Consider the following 17,347-nt stretch of genomic DNA (forward strand, 5'->3'; position numbering starts at 1 on the left):
TTATACTTCCTTATTGTTATTGTCGTAATTTTTCACGCTATGCATGTCTTTATCACCACGACCACTCAAATTGACAATAATGACCTGTTCGGAATGCATGCTTTTCGCCAATTTACATGCAAAAGCAATGGCATGTGAACTTTCTAATGCAGGAATAATACCTTCTTTTTGCGTGAGTAATTTAAAGGCAGCAATGGCTTCGTCATCGGTTGCACTGACATAATTAACTCGTCCTGTTTCCTTTAATAAAGCATGTTCAGGACCTACACCTGGATAATCTAAACCAGCTGAAATAGAGTGTGCCTCAATAATTTGACCATCCTCATCTTGTAATAAATAGGTCAAATTTCCATGTAAAACACCGGGCTTGCCCCCTGACAATGAAGCTGCATGATAAGCAGTATCTAAACCTTTACCGCCAGCTTCAACACCAAAACATTGCACCTGTTCATCTTTTAAAAAGGCATGCATTAAACCAATTGCATTTGAACCCCCACCAATACATGCCACTAAAGCATCCGGAAGTTTTTGTTCTTTTAGTAAAATTTGCTCACGGGCTTCTTTTCCAATAATTTTTTGAAATTCACGTACCATCATCGGATAGGGATGCGGCCCCGCGCCTGTCCCGAGCAGATAATAAGTACTGTCTACATGACGAATCCAATCCTGTAAGGCTTCATTCATGGCATCTTTTAAGGTTGCATTGCCTTTTTTCACACTGTGGACTTCTGCACCTAACAATTTCATCCGCTCAACATTCATCTGTTGACGCTGTACATCTGTCTCCCCCATAAAAATGACACATTTCATGTTAAATAAGGCACATACTGTCGCCGTTGCTACGCCATGCTGCCCTGCACCTGTTTCAGCAATGATGCGGCTTTTCCCCATTTTGCGTGCCAATAAAATCTGTCCAATACAATTATTGATTTTATGTGCACCTGTATGATTTAAATCTTCACGCTTTAAATAAATTTTTGCACCACCACACAAAGCTGTTAGATTTTTTGCATAAAATAATGGACTTGGACGCCCGACAAAATCATTTAATAATTGCTGATATTCAGCCCAAAATTGAGGATCATGTTTGATTTCATTAAATGCAGTTTCAAGTTGATTAATTGCTAACATCAAGCTTTCAGGCATATATTTACCACCAAACTGCCCAAAACGCCCAAGTTCATCTGGTCCATCGCCTGTATATAAATCTGTCATTACCACGATCCTATAACTTTATGATGGTTATTTTATGGATTTTGTAGAATATTAAAATTGATATAAACTCAGATCATTATGTGAAAAAAACTAACATCATGCCTAAATATCAACTTCCACCACTCAACGCACTACGCATGTTTGAAGCTGTAGCACGTCATAGTAGTTTTAGCATGGCGGCAGATGAATTATGTGTCACACATAGCGCAGTGAGTCATCAAATCAAACAACTTGAGGCTTGGGTTGGAAAAAAATTACTGATTCGTCATGCACATGGTGCAGCCTTAACTGTAGATGGGCAGGCATTATTTAGTAGCTGTGTACAACTTTTTAGCGGATTAGATCAGTGCCTTGAACAAATCCGTCAACAACCCACACAACATGAGTTAGTTTTAGCTACGCCCACAAGCTTTATGGCACATTGGCTAATTCCTAAATTAGAAAATTTTGAAGCGCAATATCCTGAAATTTGCATCAAACTGATGAGTAGTAATGATCTAAAATTATTCGAAAAAAATCAAATTGATGCGTTAATTCTTAGCCATAGCCAACTGGATAAACTCCCAGAACATATTCAAAATATTACTTTATTTCAAGACCGGATCGGACCTGTATGTACACCACAACGTGCACGAAAATTACATCACATTTCCGATATTTTTCAGCATACGCTATTACACACCCAATCCAACCAACAGGCTTGGCAACTGTGGGCGACACAACATAAACTCGATATTTCGCAAGCCAAACAACAACGCTATTTTGAACATCTCAATTTGATGATTGAAGCGGCGGCATCCGATCTTGGCATTGCCATCGCACCGCAGAGTTTAGTGGAAAAAGAACTTTTAAGCGGACGGTTGATTGCTCCATTTGGCTTTGTCGAATGTGGTTTATTATTTTCTTTATGCTACCTAAAAAAATCAATAAAAAATGAGCATATTCAATCGCTACAACATTGGCTGATCACGCAAAATTCAAGCGCATGTTCTGCTTCATTATAGTTGCCATCCCATTTTTATATGCAACCATACAACTAAAATACCGCCCACAACAGTTGAGCAAATCCATAAACATAATGCGAGTAATATTCTATAAAAAATACGCTCAATTTTATCGTATTTTTGAAACAAGTCTAATGTCGCACATAGCCATATTAAATACATCACCACAAAGAAAATGACGTTAAAAATGAGATTAAAAATACCTGAAAAATGAGGAATGATTTCATATACAGTCATAAAATCAACCGCAAACCAAATCAGCAAAATCAGGTTTGCAACCCCAAAAAATCTCAACGTCATTTTCATCTTATTTTTCTTATCATGTTAAGGTGTTAAACACGACTTAATAAGCCGCTACAGTTAAAAACATTATATTCTTTAATCACAAAACTCGAGTGCAGTGCCACGACAAACTCAATTTTACCAATCCTTTTCAGTAAAATTTCACTATAGTTTTCCATATCTTTTGCAACGACTTCGACTAAAAAGTCCGCCGACTGACCTGTCACTAAAAATGCATTAATGACTTCGGGAATATTTTCTAATTCTTCTAAAAATTTTGCAAAAGTATCGGTGTCATGTTTACTGAGTGAGACTTGCAAAATCACATGTAATTTAAAACCTAATTTCTCGTAATTAATATCACGTTTTAAATTGGTCATAATATCTGTTTCGATTAAATGCTTAATACGACGATGTACAGAACTGACCGATAAATTGATCCGCTCAGATAGCTCATTTAGATTAATATCTTCATGCGTCAAAATTTCTAAAATTTGCTTATCGTAACGATCTAGTTCCATTATTGACTCCAGCTTAGCCCGTATTTAATCATCTGTATTTTTGAATCTAATCGTCTTTTTGGATTGATTTAAAATTCATTCTGATCTTCAGTATATCGCAATGTTTCTGAGAATTTTTTTCTTATTATGGTCTTTTTAAGATAATTTTTTCCAAATTTTAATGTTTATATCTCGGATACCATCGTCATAAAACAAAATATGTATATGAAAAAATCAATCATGAATATTTGTGGTAAATCAAAATAAGCTTAATTCAATAATGTCATACTCAAAATAAAATGATCATTTTTCAAATCATCTAGTCCTGTAAGCAAAAATGCATAACTCGATTCTACGCAATTCACCCTCATATTGTTCACTAACTGACATGATGATGTAACGATTAGATCCCGCGCCAATCGACTCGTGCGTTCCGCTCAGTCATATAAATACGCTGTACATATTGCCCTATTGGCAAATTCAGCAACTCATTTTTATAATTTTTAACCTCTTCCGATACACTTTGCTCAGACTCAACTTCCCACGGTGTTCCATTTAAAAATAACAAGGGTGCAAGCATAGAACAGACGGCAATGTCTGCCAAACCTAAGCGGTCGCCCACCAAATAGCGACATTGATTTTCAACAAGTTTACTATTAAGTTGTTGCGTAATTTCATCGATTTTACGTTTAGATTCAGCAACTTTTTCCACATCCAATTGATAGCTTTTTGAAACCAACGTTTTTAAAATAGGTTTGGAAAATTTTTCGAATTGGCGTAAATAACCTTTTTCACCCAACATAATCTCTAAAGGTTCATCACTGGTCGATAAAGCCTGTGCTAAACCCCAACGGCGTACATGTAATCCCAATTCATTGGCAATCGCATTGATTTCTAATGCGTGTTGACGAAGTTGCGTATCTAAACGAAGCAAAGTATGTTCTGGATACTGATCATCTAAATACAATGCAATTTGGGTAGAGTCGGCAATCCAGCGCTCACCATCTTTTAAAATCGGTAGTTTATTTTGCCCTGTTTTCAATTGAGCAAATGCTCGATGCACCCCAGGCATCATATTTTGTGCTACAAAATCGATTTCTTTATGATCAAGTAACCAACGTGCTTTTTCACAGTAATGCGACAAAGGAAATTGGTAAAGGGTGCGCATATAATCTCCAAATTATTTTTTTAATCAAAGCTTTAGAATAATACCAAGCGATTACATCTACTTTAACTTTTCACTTAAAAAATTACAATGTACTTTTTGTTCAAAAAAATGGGCAATTATTCAAATTGTCATCATCAATTTATATGAGTTTAATCAATCTTTATTCTTAAATTGAATATGAGTTTCTCAACGCGACCCACTTTAATCGCTTGAAATTAATTTTCATCATACTAAACAAATACTTAACTTATAATTAAAAAATATTTTTTATGCAATTTTAATTTTAAAACTTTATTCATATAAGAATAGCATAATAGTTCGTTTAATTTTTCATGCTTTTGTGCTTAGCGTTTTGATATCTATTGAAAGGTATCGATATGACTCATATTAATTCAGCACAACTCGCACATCACATTGAAAATGATCAACAAGCGATTAACTCTGCTTTTCAAGTGGCTGATTTTGCATTGGTTGAAAGAAATATTCGTGATCAACAACGTATTTTGCCCGTTGATGTTATTGAGCAATTTAGTCAAAAAGGGCTAGGTGGAATTCGCATTGCAAAAAAATATGGCGGTGCTGAAGTTTCTAATAAAACTTTGGCGCATGTTTTTCGTATTTTAAGCAAAGCTGATGCAAATGTTGGACAGATTCCTCAGAATCAATTTGGTTTACTCAATGCCATTGAAAGTATTGCAAGTGAAACGCAAAAACAGTTTATATACAGCGAAATTTTAAAAGGTAAACGCATTGCTAACGGTGGGCCTGAACGTTATAGCAAAGACACAAAAACCATCGAAACGCGTTTAAGTTTTGAAAATGGTCAGTACCTTTTAAATGGTGAAAAGTTCTATTCCACGGGTTCATATTTTGCTGATTATTTAGCCATTCGCGCCCTCCATCCTGAAGGGCATATTGTATTAATTATTATTGATGCCAAATCTCAAGGAGTTGAAATTGTCGATGACTGGGATGGTTTTGGTCAGCGTACTACAGCGAGTGGCACAGTTCGCCTTAAAAATGTCGTGGTCAATCCTGAACTGATCATGAATGAACACGTATTAGCAGATGCAACAAAATACCGTGGGGCCTATTCACAGCTCATCCAAGTCGCAATTGATGTCGGGATCGCAGAAGCCGCATTTGCTGAAACTATTTCTACCATTCATAAAGCACGCCCAATTGTTGATGCTAATGTCGAAAAAGCCAGTTTTGAAGCCTATACCTTACAAGAAGTTGGCAAGTTAAATGTGTTATTGGATGCTGCCATTTTACTACTCGATGAAGCCGCTGACTATCTTGATGAACTGGATTTCCTGTCACAAAGTACTGAAACAGGTATTAGTGTAGAACAAGCCAGTAAAGCCTCAATCATCGTGGCAGAAGCTAAAGTCTATGCCAATAATGCGGCACTGATCATTTCAGAAAAATTGATCGAACTCGGTGGCAGTCGCTCAAGTTTAGAAACACATAATCTCGATCAACATTGGCGTAATGCCCGTGTTCATACCTTACATGACCCTGTGCGTTGGAAATTTTATGCAATTGGTAACTACTACTTAAATGGCATCCAAAACCAACGTCATGCATGGATTTAATGGTTAAAAATCAGGGAGAATCAAATGACCACATTTCAAAATATTAACAAAACTTTAGAAGCTCAAAACCAACCTTTTGGCAAAGCACACATCATCAAAACGGATGCAGAAGCGTTGGAAATTGCGCAACAACTCAGCCAACAATTTAAACAAAATGCGGTACTCCGTGATGCTAATCGTATTTTACCTTTTGATGAAATTGAAGCCTTTAGCCAGTCTGGTTTATGGGCGATTACTGTGCCAAAACAATATGGCGGTGCTGAGGTCTCAAGTCTTACGGTTGCAAAAATCATTGCATTATTCAGCGGTGTTGATGGTTCGATTGGGCAAATTCCGCAAAACCATTTTTATGCTTTAGAAGTATTGCGCAATAATGGTACAGAACAACAAAAGCAGAAATTTTATGCAGAGGTTCTTGCAGGTGCACGTTATGGTAATGCTTTAGCAGAATTTAAAACAAAAACGGCAGCCCAAAAGCATACCCAAATCACGCAAACTCAAAGTAAAAATCAGCATGGATACCTTGTAAATGGTGAAAAATTTTATTGCACAGGGAGCTTATTTGCCCATCGTATCCCGACATTGGTGCGTGATGATCAAGAGCGTGAGTTTTTAGCCTTTATTTCATCGGATGCTCAAGGCGTACAACGCATCAATGATTGGACGGGTTTCGGGCAAAAAACTACAGGTAGTGGCACGGTTAAATTCAACCAAGTCTTTGTCGAAGCCGAAGATGTAGTTCGTTTTGATACTGCCTTTACGACTCCAACCTTAGTTGGCCCATTTGCGCAAATCATGCATGCTGCCATTGAAACAGGCATTGCCCGAGCTGCATTTGAAGAAACCATTGAACGTGTCAAAAAAGCGCGCGCTTGGATCGATTCCAATGTTGAACGTGCTGACCAAGACCCACTGACCATTTATGAAATTGGTCGCATTGCTGCGGATGTACGTGCCAGTGAAGTTCTATTAAAACAAGCGGCTCAGTCCATAGATGCAGCCAAGCCCCATCCAACAGATGAAAACATTGCCAAAGCTTCAATTGATGTTGCAAAAGTACGTGCGCACAGCACTGAAACAGCGCTCAAAGCATCGTCAAAATTGATTGAACTTGCAGGTAGCCGCGGTAGCCAACGTACCGATGGTTTAGATCGTCATTGGCGTAATGCCCGTGTGCATACCCTACATGATGCATCACGTTGGAAATATTATTTTATTGGGAACTATGCCTTAAACAATATCCTTCCACCACGTAGAGGGACATTGTAATGACGCAATTAAATCAGACTCCCGAAAATCATAACTCGAAAAAACAGATCCTACTCAATGCATTTGATATGAACTGTGTAGGTCATATCAATCATGGACTATGGACACATCCACGAGATGAATCACATCGTTTTAATGAACTGAATTATTGGACTGATCTTGCTAAAACTTTAGAAGATGGTTTATTTGATGGCTTGTTTATCGCTGATATTACAGGAGTTTATGATGTCTATCAGCATGGCATTGATTTAACTTTAAAAGAATCGATTCAATTACCAAGCCACGATCCTTCCACCCTGATTTCGGCAATGGCAAGCATCACTCAAAATCTTGGTTTTGGTGTTACGGTGAATTTAAGTTATGAATCGCCTTATCAATTTGCACGGCGCTTTGCGAGCTTAGATCATCTTACACAAGGTCGTATTGGTTGGAACATTGTCACAGGTTATTTAGACAGCGCCGAACGATTAATTGGTCAAAAAGGTTTAAAAGACCATGATCTACGTTATGAACAGGCTGAGGAATTTTTAGAGCTTTGCTATAAGTTTTGGGAAGGTTCTTGGGAAAATGATGCTGTTTTAAAAGATAAAACCAATCGTATTTTCACTGACCCTAGTAAAGTTCATCAAATTCAACATCATGGCAAGTTTTACCAAAGTGAAGGCGTATTCCAAGTTTCACCATCTCCACAACGTACGCCTGTTTTATTCCAAGCAGGTGCTTCACCACGTGGCTTGGCATTTTCAACCCGTCATGCGGAATGTGTATTTATTGGCGGTGATCAACCTGAAAAGATTAAACAGCAAGTCGATAAAATCCGTGAATTGACGGTACAGCAAGGGCGAAATCCTGAAGATATTAAAATCTTTGTTGGTATCACCGTAGTTACGGCAGAAACTGATCAATTGGCGCAAGAAAAATTAGCAGAATATGCAAGCTATGCAAGTCCTGAAGCAGGTTTGGCTCATTTTTCAAGTTCTGTGGGTATTGATCTTTCCAAATATGCAGATGATGAAGCCATTCCCTATCAACAAACCAATAGCATTGCGTCAGTAAATAACAAGTTTAAGGAAAATAAGATCACGCCCAATGATCTAAAAGCACAGCATAAACTTGGTGGTCGTTATCCTTTGATCGTTGGCAGTGGTGAAACTGTAGCAAAACGCCTAATCCAACTGATTGATGAAACTGGGATTGATGGCTTTAACCTAACACGAACTGTCGCACCTGAATCTCACCATGATTTTATTCGATTGGTGATTCCTGAACTTCAACAACGTGGCAGATTTAAAACTGAATACGCCAGCGGAACATTAAGAAGCAAAATTTTCAATCACGGCGATCATTTAACAGCACAACACCCTGCCTCACACTTTCGATGTCAAAGCTCAACCGATAAACAAAACACCGAGCCAAATTCGGTAAATGTGCATAAGCAAAGTGCTTAATTTAAATGAAATATGAGTAAGTAATGAGCGTTCCTTCTCCCTTTGGGAGAAGGCTAGGATGAGGGGTATTTATAAAATGAACCTCTCCCCAACCCTCTCCTTTGAGGAGAGGGAATATCCATTATTTAAAAAACTTTAAAGCGAGTTTATACATTTTATATCGCAGATTTAACAGATTTCGGGAAACTTTATGACTCAAACAAATTCTTCTATACACAATAATGCATCCAAGAATAAATTTATTATTCTCGGCATTATCATCATCGCAGTGATTGCAGGGCTTTTCTATTGGAAGCATCATAAAAAAGCAGGCTCAGAAGAAATCACTATTGGTATTAGCCCGCCTTTTGCTGTGCCTTTACAAGTTGCTGTAGATGAAGCAAAACAAAAAGGGATTAATGTCAAACTGGTTGAATTTTCAGATTGGAATACACCCAATATTACGCTGAATCATGGCGATATTGATGCCAATTATTTCCAACACCAACCCTTTTTAAGCAATGCGCTGAAAGAAACAGGTTTTAAACTCAAACCGATTGCAACAGGTGTTGCAACCCATGTCGGTTTATATTCTAAAAAGTACAATTCTTTAGATGCCGTACCTGAAAATGCACGTGTGGTTATTCCAAATGATCCAGTGAACCAAGGTCGAGCATTGTTACTTTTACAACAAGCAAAGCTGATTACACTCAAAGATCCTGAAAATCATTTGTCTAATCTTCAAGATATTACAGCGAACCCTAAACATTTCAATTTTATTGAAGTCGAAGGTCCACAAACTGCCCGTGCCGTAGACGATGCAGACCTAGTATTTAGCTACCCGCTTTATTTACGTCTTGCTAAAACCATTGATCCAAATAAAGCACTGCTTTTGGATGACAACACTAATACCCGTTATGCCATCTTGTTTGTTGTTAAAGATGATTATGAACAAACCCATCCTGAAAAAGCCAAACAACTGAAAGAGTTTATTCACATTTACCAAACTTCAGACAAAGTTAAAAAAGCGCTGAACGATGATATTGGTGAAAAACTTTGGTTTGCAGGTTGGAAATAAGATCATGTCGCAAACATCTAAAGCAAATTTAAAGAAAATCCTGATTGGCGTTGCTGTCGTAGTTGTTATATTGGGTTTAGCTGCCTATCGCTATACCCAAAAGACGCAGCAAGATAACGTACTTAGCATTGGTATTAGCCCGCCTTATGCAGAGCTTTTACAAACCGTTGCTAATGAAGTTGAAAAAGATGGTATCCATGTCAAATTGGTAGAGTTTTCAGATTGGCAAGCGCCCAATATCGCGGTTCAAAACCGAGATATTGACGCTAATTTTTTCCAACAAAGTGTATTTTTAAAAAATGCCATTAAACAAACCAATTATGACTTGCACGCTTTTGGTATAGGTAGTGGTAGCCATGTCGGTTTATATTCAAAACAATATAAATCTTTAGATGCATTGCCACAAAATGCACGTGTGGTGATTCCAAGTGACCCTGTAAATTCTGCACGAGCACTGATTTTGCTAGATCGAGCTGGACTTATAAAAATCAAAGATGTAAATAACGAACTTTCAACCCTACAAGATATTGTATCCAATCCTAAACAATTGAAATTTTTAGAAGTTGAAGGTCCTCAAACCGCTTTGGCTTATGACGATGCAGATTTAATTTTCGGCTTTCCTCACTATTTAAATATGGCAAAAAAAGCTGATCCACATAGCGCATTATTTTTAGACCCTATTGATAAAAAATACGCCATTCTTTTTGTAACGCGTACCGATTATCAAGACCAAAATCAAAAGTTAGAAAAATTTATTCATGCTTTCCAAAATTCACAAAAAGTCCGTGAAATCTTAGATAAAGATTTCGGAAAAGATATGTGGTTTGCAGGCTGGAAATAAGGAGAAATAAGATGGTGAGTTTCGGTTCACAGGTGGATATTTCAATCCCACATATTAAAATCCGTAACTTAAATAAATATTATGACGGACAAGATCAACAGATCCATGCGCTAAAAAATATTAATCTCGATATTCCCCAAGGAAAGATTTTCGGCATCATCGGTAAAAGTGGTGCTGGGAAATCCTCACTCATTCGCACATTAAATGGTTTAGAACGTATTTCTGAAGGCAGTATTCATATTCATCAACAGAGTTTATCTGAGCTGAGTCATGCTGAACTCATTCAAACGCGACAAAAAATTGGCATGATTTTCCAGCATTTCAATCTCATGTCAGCTAAAACAGTGTGGGAAAATGTTGCACTGCCTTTGAAAATTTCAGGTGTAAATAAAGTTGAAATCGAAACACGTGTCAATGAAGTTTTAAAACTGGTTGGCTTGGAAAATAAGGCACATAACTACCCTGCTCAATTATCTGGTGGTCAAAAGCAACGTGTTGGTATTGCACGGGCACTGGTACATCACCCTGAAATTTTACTTTGTGATGAAGCCACCTCCGCACTTGATCCTGAAAGTACTTCGGTGGTTTTAGCTTTATTGAAAAAAATCAATCGTGAACTCGGTATTACCATCGTTTTAATTACCCATGAAATGCAGGTGATTCGTGAAATCTGTGACCAAGTTGTGGTGATTGAACATGGTGAAATTGTGGAATCAGGTCAGGTCTGGTCAGTATTTTCAAAACCACAGCAAAAAATCACACAAGAACTGCTCAATCTTGAACAATTGGATTTACCCTTCCAAGTGAGTCGTGACTTACAAGAAGATTCAACACATCGCATTTTAAAACTACGTTATGAAACCGATCCAAAGCATTCACCCGATTTAACCAAATTGTTTCAAGTTTTTGAAAGTTCAGTACATTTGTATCAAAGCCATATTGACAACATACAAGGACATTTGATTGGCACACTCATCGTGGGTATTGCTCAAACCGATCTCGATCTTGAATATTTACAAGAAAAATTAAAACATGACATCGCACAAATAGAGGGACTTGGCTATGCACGACCAACTCATTGATTTATTGCTCACAGGTACGATTGATACCTTAATTATGGTCGGTGTTTCTGCATTGGTTGCCTTTTTAATCGGCTTGCCTTTGGCTGTGATTTTGGTCAATACCTCTGAACAAGGCATTTATCCATCAAAAAAAATTAATCATGCTTTAGGAACTGTGATTAATATTACTCGTTCAGTGCCATTCTTAATCTTAATGGTGGCTTTAATCCCTTTGACCCGTTGGATTGTCGGTACAAGTTATGGGGTTTGGGCGGCGGTTGTTCCACTGACTTTAGCAGCAACACCTTTCTTTGCGCGTATTGCAGAAGTGAGTTTGCGTGAAGTTGATCAGGGTTTGATTGAAGCAGCTCAAGCCATGGGATGTAACCGCAAACAAATCATTTGGCATGTCCTTCTTCCTGAAGCTTTACCAGGAATTGTCGCAGGCTTTACCGTGACCATCGTCACCATGATTAACTCCTCAGCGATTGCAGGTGCAATTGGTGCAGGTGGTTTGGGTGATATTGCCTATCGTTATGGCTACCAACGTTTTGACATGCAAATAATGGTTGCAGTGATTGTCGTATTAGTCGCGCTGGTCATGTTGGTTCAAGCGTTTGGGGATCATTTGGCGGGTCAGTTGGATAAAAGGAAGGTTTGATTTTAGATTGCTCATCTATTTGTTTAAAGATACATTAGATGAGCAACTATTTTGATTAAAAAATAACGCAATCTTTGAATATAAATGACGATTACCCTATTCAAATAGGTTTCTCCTCCTTATACAGACAATGATTTATATGCAACGGATTTATTAGATCGAGTTTGTCAGTTAACATAAAAGATAAACGTGATCATTCATCAATATTTCCCGTTGAGTTTTTGATGATCGGCTCTAAATAATAGTTCAGCAAATCCAATTTCGAATCATCTAAATGTGTTTTGATTTGATCAACAACCTCAATAAATTCAGCCAACGGAATCACTTTTAAAAGCTTCAAATAATATTGATCAGATGCATGCGGAAGTGTTTGTAAATAATATTCCAAAATCGCCTTACGTTCGAATTTCTTCCATGTATCACTAGCAATTAAAAAATAGGCAATATAATAATCTTTGGCACTGATTGGGTAATGCTCAAAAAGCCACTGCAAACGTGAAGAACGCTCTACTTTGCGAAACTCCAATTTTATTTGTTCGATGTATTCCTGCAAATTGAAAGTCGCCATTTTTATATACGCAGCCCTGTGTCATTTTTTGAATGCTTTAAATCTTAAGTCTTAGACCTGACTTTGTCATGGCTTTCATGTAAAATCATCCACAATTTTTAGATAACACTTTGTGAGTCATTTCATGGGTTTTAATTGCGGTATTGTCGGCTTGCCGAACGTTGGTAAATCTACACTTTTCAATGCATTGACTAAAGCTGCTATTGCTGCGGAAAACTTCCCATTCTGTACCATTGAACCGAACACAGGCATCGTACCTGTACCAGATCCACGTTTAGACAAATTAACAGCGATTGTAAAACCTCAACGTGTCATTCCTACCACAATGGAATTCGTTGATATTGCAGGTTTAGTTGCAGGCGCATCTAAAGGTGAAGGCTTAGGTAACCAATTCCTTGCCAACATCCGTGAAACAGATGCCATTGCACACGTCGTTCGTTGTTTTGAAGATGAAAATGTGATTCATGTCAATGGTAAAATTGATCCATTAGATGATATTGCAACCATTAACACAGAGCTTGCACTTGCTGACTTAGACACAATTACCAAAGCAATCACACGTTTAGCAAAATCTGCAAAAGGTGGCGATAAAGAAGCAATCGCGACTAAAGCTGTTTTAGACAAAATCTTACCTTTACTAGAAGAAGGTAAACCAGCACGCGCAGCTGACTTAGATGACGATGAGCGTAAACTTGTGCGTGGTTTTGGTTTAATGACTTTAAAACCGACCATGTACATCGCTAACGTTGCAGAAGATGGTTTTGAAAATAACCCACATTTAGACGCTGTTAAAAAATTAGCTGCTGAAGAAAATGCAATTGTGGTTCCACTTTGTAACCAAATCGAAGCTGAAATTTCACTTCTTGAAGATGAAGATCGTGCTGAGTTCCTTGAAGCTTTAGGTATGGAAGAGCCTGGATTAAATGTCGTGATTCGTGCAGGTTATGGTCTTCTTGGCTTACAAACCTACTTCACAGCAGGTGTACAAGAAGTCCGTGCTTGGACTGTAAAAATTGGTGCAACAGCACCTCAAGCGGCAGGTGTGATTCACACTGATTTTGAAAAAGGCTTCATCCGTGCTGAATGTGTCGCTTATGATGACTTCGTTCAATACAACGGTGAAAACGGCGCGAAAGAAGCAGGTAAATGGCGTTTAGAAGGTAAAACATATATCGTTCAAGACGGTGATGTATTACACTTCCGCTTCAACGTTTAATTGCCCAAGCGCTCATTTTGTCTTTAAAGCATCCTTCATGGATGCTTTAATTTTTAAATCCTTAAAACAAACTTAAGCAACTGTAATATATAAAATTTTCAATATAATTAAACAACAATATATAGCTAATACCCTACATTCATTTATCTTATATTTGCTTTAAGGTACTTTCACCTTATTTCATGCAGGTCTAATAATGAAAAAACTCACACAACTTTGTTCAGTCGGCATTCTTGCTACTTTATTAAGTGCTACCGCATTTGCCTGCCCCAAAGGAACAACACTCTCAGGTGGCACAGGACCTAAACATAAAGGAGGAAAATGCGTTCTTATTCAAAATAATCAGCATTCAACCAAACAACAAATCACTCATAAAACAACAGCACAACCGCCTGTTCATAAAGTATGAAAATACGCTACATCCGCAAACAAAAAATACACATACACCAACTTAATACCTAAGCTATGTTTCATTGCTGAAAAGCATGACTTATTATCATAAATCAAATAAAAAACCCCAGTTGAAACTGAGGTTTTTTTGTTTAAATTAAAGTATAAAATTACTTAATTTTTGCTTTCGATTTTAAATATTGCGTATAGTCATCCAATAATTGCTGACCACGCATTCTTTGATAAAGCTGTGTTAACTCTTTCGCTTCTGTAGGATCTAAACTATCTATAGATGCTTTTTTCACTTCAGCCACTGCAACCACCACCATTTCATTAGACAATGATGTCGTCGTTACAGACCACATACCTGCTTTCGGTGCAGGTACACTAAAGGCAGCACGCTCAATTTCACGTTTTAAACCCTGAGAACGAGTAAATGTTCCCGCAGATTCAAAATGAAATGGATATTTTGCTAAAACTTGCTGTGCAGGTAATTTTTTGAAATCCTCAAGCATTGCTGCAATTTTCGCTTTTGCAGCTTGTGCTGCTTTCTCTTGGATCAATTTCGCTTTTACACGTGCTGTTGCTTGTGCTAAAGGCTGTACACCTGCTGCATGATACTCACGTACTTTCACCCAAACCGTATTACCATCTTTTAATTGGATACTACTTGATACGTTTTTATCACCATTCTTCACGTCATCGCTAAATATTTTTGCTTTGACACTTGGATCAGCCAATACCGCATTGGTGGTTGCAATCGTCACTGCTTTTGCAGATTCTATTTTTGCAGCTTTCACTTCGCTTGGAATAATGTCTAAAGCATCATTACTCACCACTTGCTCATTTAGGCTATTCACTGTATCTGCAAATAAATTCGCAGATTTAGACTTTAATACTTCTGCTGTTAAGTCCGCTTTTTTCGCTTCAAATGATGGAATTTGACCTACAGTAGAGTGTACTTCAATCAGATGATAACCATATTGCGTTTTTACAGGACGCGTAATTTCAGCATTTTTTGCAGATTTCACCGCATTATCAAAGCTACTGCCAAAAGCACCTTCGATATAATCTAATGTACCACCATTGGTTTTAGATGAAGGATCTTCAGAATATTGTGCAGCAGCTTGCGCAAATGTCATGCCACCTTTAATTTTTGCATACACATCATTGGCTAATTTTTCAGCTTGCTGTGCATCACGATTATCTGTGGTAATTAAAATATGCTTCACATCACGTTTTGCATTTTTCTTTTGCTGCTCGACAAATGCTGCATATGCTTTATCTAACTCAACTGCAGAAACCTCTGTGCTCGCTTGTGGCAACATTGCAGGCGTTAAAAGTACATAATCCACATCAACAGATGCCACCTGTTTAAATTTATTTTGATGTTTATTGTAGTAATCTGCAATTTCTTGATTTGAGACTTTTACATTTTGCTTATATTCATCAAGATTTACGCTTGCCAAATAAAGGTTGCGTTGCTCAGTCTGTAAATTGGCAATTTGTGCTAAGTCTAATTTACTGACTAAGGCATTGTCTGTAAATGTACTCATCAACATTCTTAATGCATGATCTTGACGAAGATTTGCAATCAAGCCTGCACTTGTTGTGCCTACAGAACGTAGATAGTTTTCATACAAAGCTTTAGAAAATTGACCATTTTCTTGAAAACTCGGTTGTTGTGCCAACATCTGTTCAATTTGCGCATCACTTAACGAGATGCCCAATTTTTCAGCTTGCTGAACCAACAAAGTACGTGCAATTAAACTATCTAAAGCTGTATTTTGAATGAAAGAATTATTTAATAAAGACTCATCCCCATTGACCATTGTCAAATATTGGTCTTTTAAACCTTTGGTCTGTGCTTCTAAATCTTTTTTAGATATTTCTTGACCATTTACAGTCTTCGCCACATCTGCTTTATTTCCCCCACTAAAATAACCTTCGATACCAACTAATGCTAATGGAGTTAAAAATAAAACGAGTAGGACTTTTCCGAGCCAACCTCTTATGACTTTACGAAACGATTCCATAAATCTTCCAATATTTTATTTGCTAGGGAGTTTAACTGATATTCAGATCTGAATGAATGTGCTCAGCCCAATTAATTGGTTTATTCCATAAAAAAACGCGCCCTACGGCGCGTTTTGGAGCATCAAAGATTAAGCAACTGAATCTTTAAGCCCTTTACCAGCTTTGAAGCTTGGTACTTTACTTGCTTTAATTTGAAGCTCTTCACCAGTTTTCGGGTTACGACCAGTACGCGCTGCGCGCTCTTTTACACTGAACGTTCCAAAGCCAACTAGAGTTACAGTATCACCGCCTTTTAACGCTTCACCAATTGAAGCAATAGTCGCATCCAATGCTTTACCAGCATCAGTCTTAGACAATCCCCCTTTTTCTGCAATCGCGTCAATTAATTCTGATTTATTCATGAAGATTAAGTCCTCTTATATCGTTCGTTTAAGATCTAAGGTTGTGGTTTCAAAGGCCATGCAGACTTTATAGCAATGCTTTGGGGGAAAACGCAAGACTACAACAACGCTTTTCATCAAAATAATCTGCAAAAAATGCAAAATTAATTTATTCAACTCTCTGACTGACCATTTTTTGTATCTGATCTGACAATTTTTGGTTTTCTTCCACCAAACTATCGACCTTCTTATGCAATTGTAAGATCAAAGTCTCTAAATGCTGCATATCTTTAACAGTCACTAGACCAATACGATTTAATGAATGATTTAAGTGCTGATCTAAAGTTTTTTCAACTTTTTCTTTGGTTTCAGTCACTGTTTCTTTGGTTTTTTCAACCACATTTTTGCTAGATTGATCAGAATCTTGATCTTCAACACTTTTTGATTCTAATTCCTCACCCACCTTGACTAGGGAGTCAAAGAGTTTATTTCCTTCTTCTTCAGCACGTGAAAAAGCGCCTAAACCTGCAAGCCAAATTTGTTTAGTATATTTTCTAAAATCAAGTGGAGATTTACGTAAAGATTTTTCTTTTATCGACATTTTTTCTTTTGCAACCAATGTATTTAGATCGCCTTTCGATCTCTGCTGCTC

18 protein-coding genes are annotated in these 17,347 nt (G+C 37.4%); 10 read left to right on the forward strand and 8 right to left on the reverse strand.

What is annotated here, in order from left to right; genetic code table 11:
• The gene (gene trpB, locus G0028_RS11040; RefSeq protein ID WP_130073295.1) at nucleotides 1-1,215 is read right to left on the reverse strand and encodes a tryptophan synthase subunit beta; all 1,215 of its coding nucleotides are present in this window, start codon (nucleotides 1,213-1,215) and stop codon (nucleotides 1-3) included.
• A gap of 98 nt (nucleotides 1,216-1,313) precedes the next feature.
• On the opposite strand from trpB, the gene G0028_RS11045 reads away from it, so the two are divergent.
• A complete protein-coding gene (locus G0028_RS11045) occupies nucleotides 1,314-2,219 on the forward strand; it encodes a LysR substrate-binding domain-containing protein (protein ID WP_180045989.1) in 906 nt (301 codons plus the stop codon).
• On the opposite strand, the gene G0028_RS11050 is transcribed toward G0028_RS11045, so the two are convergent.
• The 3 genes from G0028_RS11050 to G0028_RS11060 form a co-directional block, all read right to left on the reverse strand.
• Nucleotides 2,214-2,525, reverse strand: a complete 312-nt coding sequence (locus G0028_RS11050) for a hypothetical protein (RefSeq protein ID WP_180045947.1) — start codon at nucleotides 2,523-2,525, stop codon at nucleotides 2,214-2,216. The two genes, G0028_RS11045 and G0028_RS11050, sit on opposite strands and share 6 nt — an antisense overlap.
• A gap of 26 nt (nucleotides 2,526-2,551) precedes the next feature.
• On the reverse strand, nucleotides 2,552-3,022 hold the full coding sequence (locus tag G0028_RS11055) for an Lrp/AsnC family transcriptional regulator (protein ID WP_065993943.1): 471 nt from the start codon (nucleotides 3,020-3,022) through the stop codon (nucleotides 2,552-2,554).
• A 382-nt stretch (nucleotides 3,023-3,404) separates the two neighbouring features.
• Complete coding sequence (locus G0028_RS11060; RefSeq protein WP_130073293.1) at nucleotides 3,405-4,169, reverse strand: glutathione S-transferase family protein; 765 nt, start codon at nucleotides 4,167-4,169, stop codon at nucleotides 3,405-3,407.
• 377 nt (nucleotides 4,170-4,546) lie between these two features.
• On the opposite strand from G0028_RS11060, the gene G0028_RS11065 reads away from it, so the two are divergent.
• From G0028_RS11065 to G0028_RS11095, 7 genes are all read left to right on the forward strand, one after another.
• Nucleotides 4,547-5,767, forward strand: coding sequence for an SfnB family sulfur acquisition oxidoreductase (locus G0028_RS11065; RefSeq protein ID WP_180045949.1), 1,221 nt, complete (start codon nucleotides 4,547-4,549; stop codon nucleotides 5,765-5,767).
• A gap of 24 nt (nucleotides 5,768-5,791) precedes the next feature.
• Entirely contained in the window at nucleotides 5,792-7,036 is a 1,245-nt protein-coding gene (locus G0028_RS11070) for an SfnB family sulfur acquisition oxidoreductase (RefSeq protein WP_180045951.1), read from the forward strand.
• Entirely contained in the window at nucleotides 7,036-8,484 is a 1,449-nt protein-coding gene (locus tag G0028_RS11075; RefSeq protein ID WP_180045953.1) for an LLM class flavin-dependent oxidoreductase, read from the forward strand. The genes G0028_RS11070 and G0028_RS11075 overlap by 1 nt, the downstream gene beginning before the upstream one ends.
• A 211-nt stretch (nucleotides 8,485-8,695) precedes the next feature.
• Entirely contained in the window at nucleotides 8,696-9,541 is an 846-nt protein-coding gene (locus G0028_RS11080; protein WP_373687883.1) for a MetQ/NlpA family ABC transporter substrate-binding protein, read from the forward strand.
• A gap of 4 nt (nucleotides 9,542-9,545) precedes the next feature.
• A complete protein-coding gene (locus G0028_RS11085) occupies nucleotides 9,546-10,382 on the forward strand; it encodes a MetQ/NlpA family ABC transporter substrate-binding protein (RefSeq protein ID WP_130073288.1) in 837 nt (278 codons plus the stop codon).
• 11 nt (nucleotides 10,383-10,393) lie between these two features.
• Nucleotides 10,394-11,464, forward strand: coding sequence for a methionine ABC transporter ATP-binding protein (locus G0028_RS11090; protein ID WP_180045957.1), 1,071 nt, complete (start codon nucleotides 10,394-10,396; stop codon nucleotides 11,462-11,464).
• Nucleotides 11,445-12,104 (forward strand): methionine ABC transporter permease, encoded by a 660-nt coding sequence (locus tag G0028_RS11095; RefSeq protein WP_130073286.1) that lies wholly within the window; start codon nucleotides 11,445-11,447, stop codon nucleotides 12,102-12,104. The genes G0028_RS11090 and G0028_RS11095 overlap by 20 nt, the downstream gene beginning before the upstream one ends.
• 193 nt (nucleotides 12,105-12,297) lie before the next feature.
• Here G0028_RS11095 and G0028_RS11100 read toward each other — a convergent pair whose 3' ends face one another.
• Nucleotides 12,298-12,672: a hypothetical protein gene (locus G0028_RS11100; RefSeq protein ID WP_130073285.1), complete on the reverse strand. Its 375-nt coding sequence runs from the start codon at nucleotides 12,670-12,672 to the stop codon at nucleotides 12,298-12,300.
• A 124-nt stretch (nucleotides 12,673-12,796) separates the two neighbouring features.
• Here G0028_RS11100 and ychF point away from each other — a divergent pair, with 124 nt between their 5' ends.
• Both ychF and G0028_RS21370 read left to right on the forward strand, forming a co-directional pair.
• A complete protein-coding gene (gene ychF / locus G0028_RS11105) occupies nucleotides 12,797-13,888 on the forward strand; it encodes a redox-regulated ATPase YchF (RefSeq protein ID WP_180045959.1) in 1,092 nt (363 codons plus the stop codon).
• A 196-nt stretch (nucleotides 13,889-14,084) separates the two neighbouring features.
• A complete protein-coding gene (locus G0028_RS21370) occupies nucleotides 14,085-14,297 on the forward strand; it encodes a hypothetical protein (protein ID WP_130073283.1) in 213 nt (70 codons plus the stop codon).
• Nucleotides 14,298-14,448: 151 nt separating this feature from the next.
• Here G0028_RS21370 and G0028_RS11115 read toward each other — a convergent pair whose 3' ends face one another.
• From G0028_RS11115 to G0028_RS11125, 3 genes are all read right to left on the reverse strand, one after another.
• A complete protein-coding gene (locus G0028_RS11115) occupies nucleotides 14,449-16,314 on the reverse strand; it encodes a SurA N-terminal domain-containing protein (RefSeq protein ID WP_180045961.1) in 1,866 nt (621 codons plus the stop codon).
• A gap of 129 nt (nucleotides 16,315-16,443) precedes the next feature.
• Nucleotides 16,444-16,716, reverse strand: a complete 273-nt coding sequence (locus G0028_RS11120; RefSeq protein ID WP_065993948.1) for an HU family DNA-binding protein — start codon at nucleotides 16,714-16,716, stop codon at nucleotides 16,444-16,446.
• Nucleotides 16,717-16,864: 148 nt separating this feature from the next.
• Complete coding sequence (locus tag G0028_RS11125) at nucleotides 16,865-17,296, reverse strand: phasin family protein (protein ID WP_227554810.1); 432 nt, start codon at nucleotides 17,294-17,296, stop codon at nucleotides 16,865-16,867.
• Nucleotides 17,297-17,347: the final 51 nt, after the last annotated feature.

Source organism: Acinetobacter piscicola (assembly GCF_015218165.1).
Lineage (GTDB): Bacteria > Pseudomonadota > Gammaproteobacteria > Pseudomonadales > Moraxellaceae > Acinetobacter > Acinetobacter piscicola_A.

Bases quoted from the DNA above. Each gene is read 5' to 3' on its own strand.
- G0028_RS11100 (WP_130073285.1), bottom strand. From the start codon at position 12,672: ATGGCGACTTTCAATTTGCAGGAATACATCGAACAAATAAAATTGGAG.
- G0028_RS21370 (WP_130073283.1), top strand. From the start codon at position 14,085: ATGAAAAAACTCACACAACTTTGTTCAGTCGGCATTCTTGCTACTTTA.
- G0028_RS11085 (WP_130073288.1), top strand. From the start codon at position 9,546: ATGTCGCAAACATCTAAAGCAAATTTAAAGAAAATCCTGATTGGCGTT.
- G0028_RS11095 (WP_130073286.1), top strand. From the start codon at position 11,445: ATGCACGACCAACTCATTGATTTATTGCTCACAGGTACGATTGATACC.
- G0028_RS11075 (WP_180045953.1), top strand. From the start codon at position 7,036: ATGACGCAATTAAATCAGACTCCCGAAAATCATAACTCGAAAAAACAG.
- G0028_RS11045 (WP_180045989.1), top strand. From the start codon at position 1,314: ATGCCTAAATATCAACTTCCACCACTCAACGCACTACGCATGTTTGAA.
- G0028_RS11065 (WP_180045949.1), top strand. From the start codon at position 4,547: ATGACTCATATTAATTCAGCACAACTCGCACATCACATTGAAAATGAT.
- G0028_RS11120 (WP_065993948.1), bottom strand. From the start codon at position 16,716: ATGAATAAATCAGAATTAATTGACGCGATTGCAGAAAAAGGGGGATTG.
- G0028_RS11060 (WP_130073293.1), bottom strand. From the start codon at position 4,169: ATGCGCACCCTTTACCAATTTCCTTTGTCGCATTACTGTGAAAAAGCA.
- G0028_RS11090 (WP_180045957.1), top strand. From the start codon at position 10,394: ATGGTGAGTTTCGGTTCACAGGTGGATATTTCAATCCCACATATTAAA.
- ychF (WP_180045959.1), top strand. From the start codon at position 12,797: ATGGGTTTTAATTGCGGTATTGTCGGCTTGCCGAACGTTGGTAAATCT.
- G0028_RS11050 (WP_180045947.1), bottom strand. From the start codon at position 2,525: ATGAAAATGACGTTGAGATTTTTTGGGGTTGCAAACCTGATTTTGCTG.
- G0028_RS11070 (WP_180045951.1), top strand. From the start codon at position 5,792: ATGACCACATTTCAAAATATTAACAAAACTTTAGAAGCTCAAAACCAA.
- G0028_RS11115 (WP_180045961.1), bottom strand. From the start codon at position 16,314: ATGGAATCGTTTCGTAAAGTCATAAGAGGTTGGCTCGGAAAAGTCCTA.
- trpB (WP_130073295.1), bottom strand. From the start codon at position 1,215: ATGACAGATTTATATACAGGCGATGGACCAGATGAACTTGGGCGTTTT.
- G0028_RS11055 (WP_065993943.1), bottom strand. From the start codon at position 3,022: ATGGAACTAGATCGTTACGATAAGCAAATTTTAGAAATTTTGACGCAT.
- G0028_RS11125 (WP_227554810.1), bottom strand. From the start codon at position 17,296: ATGTCGATAAAAGAAAAATCTTTACGTAAATCTCCACTTGATTTTAGA.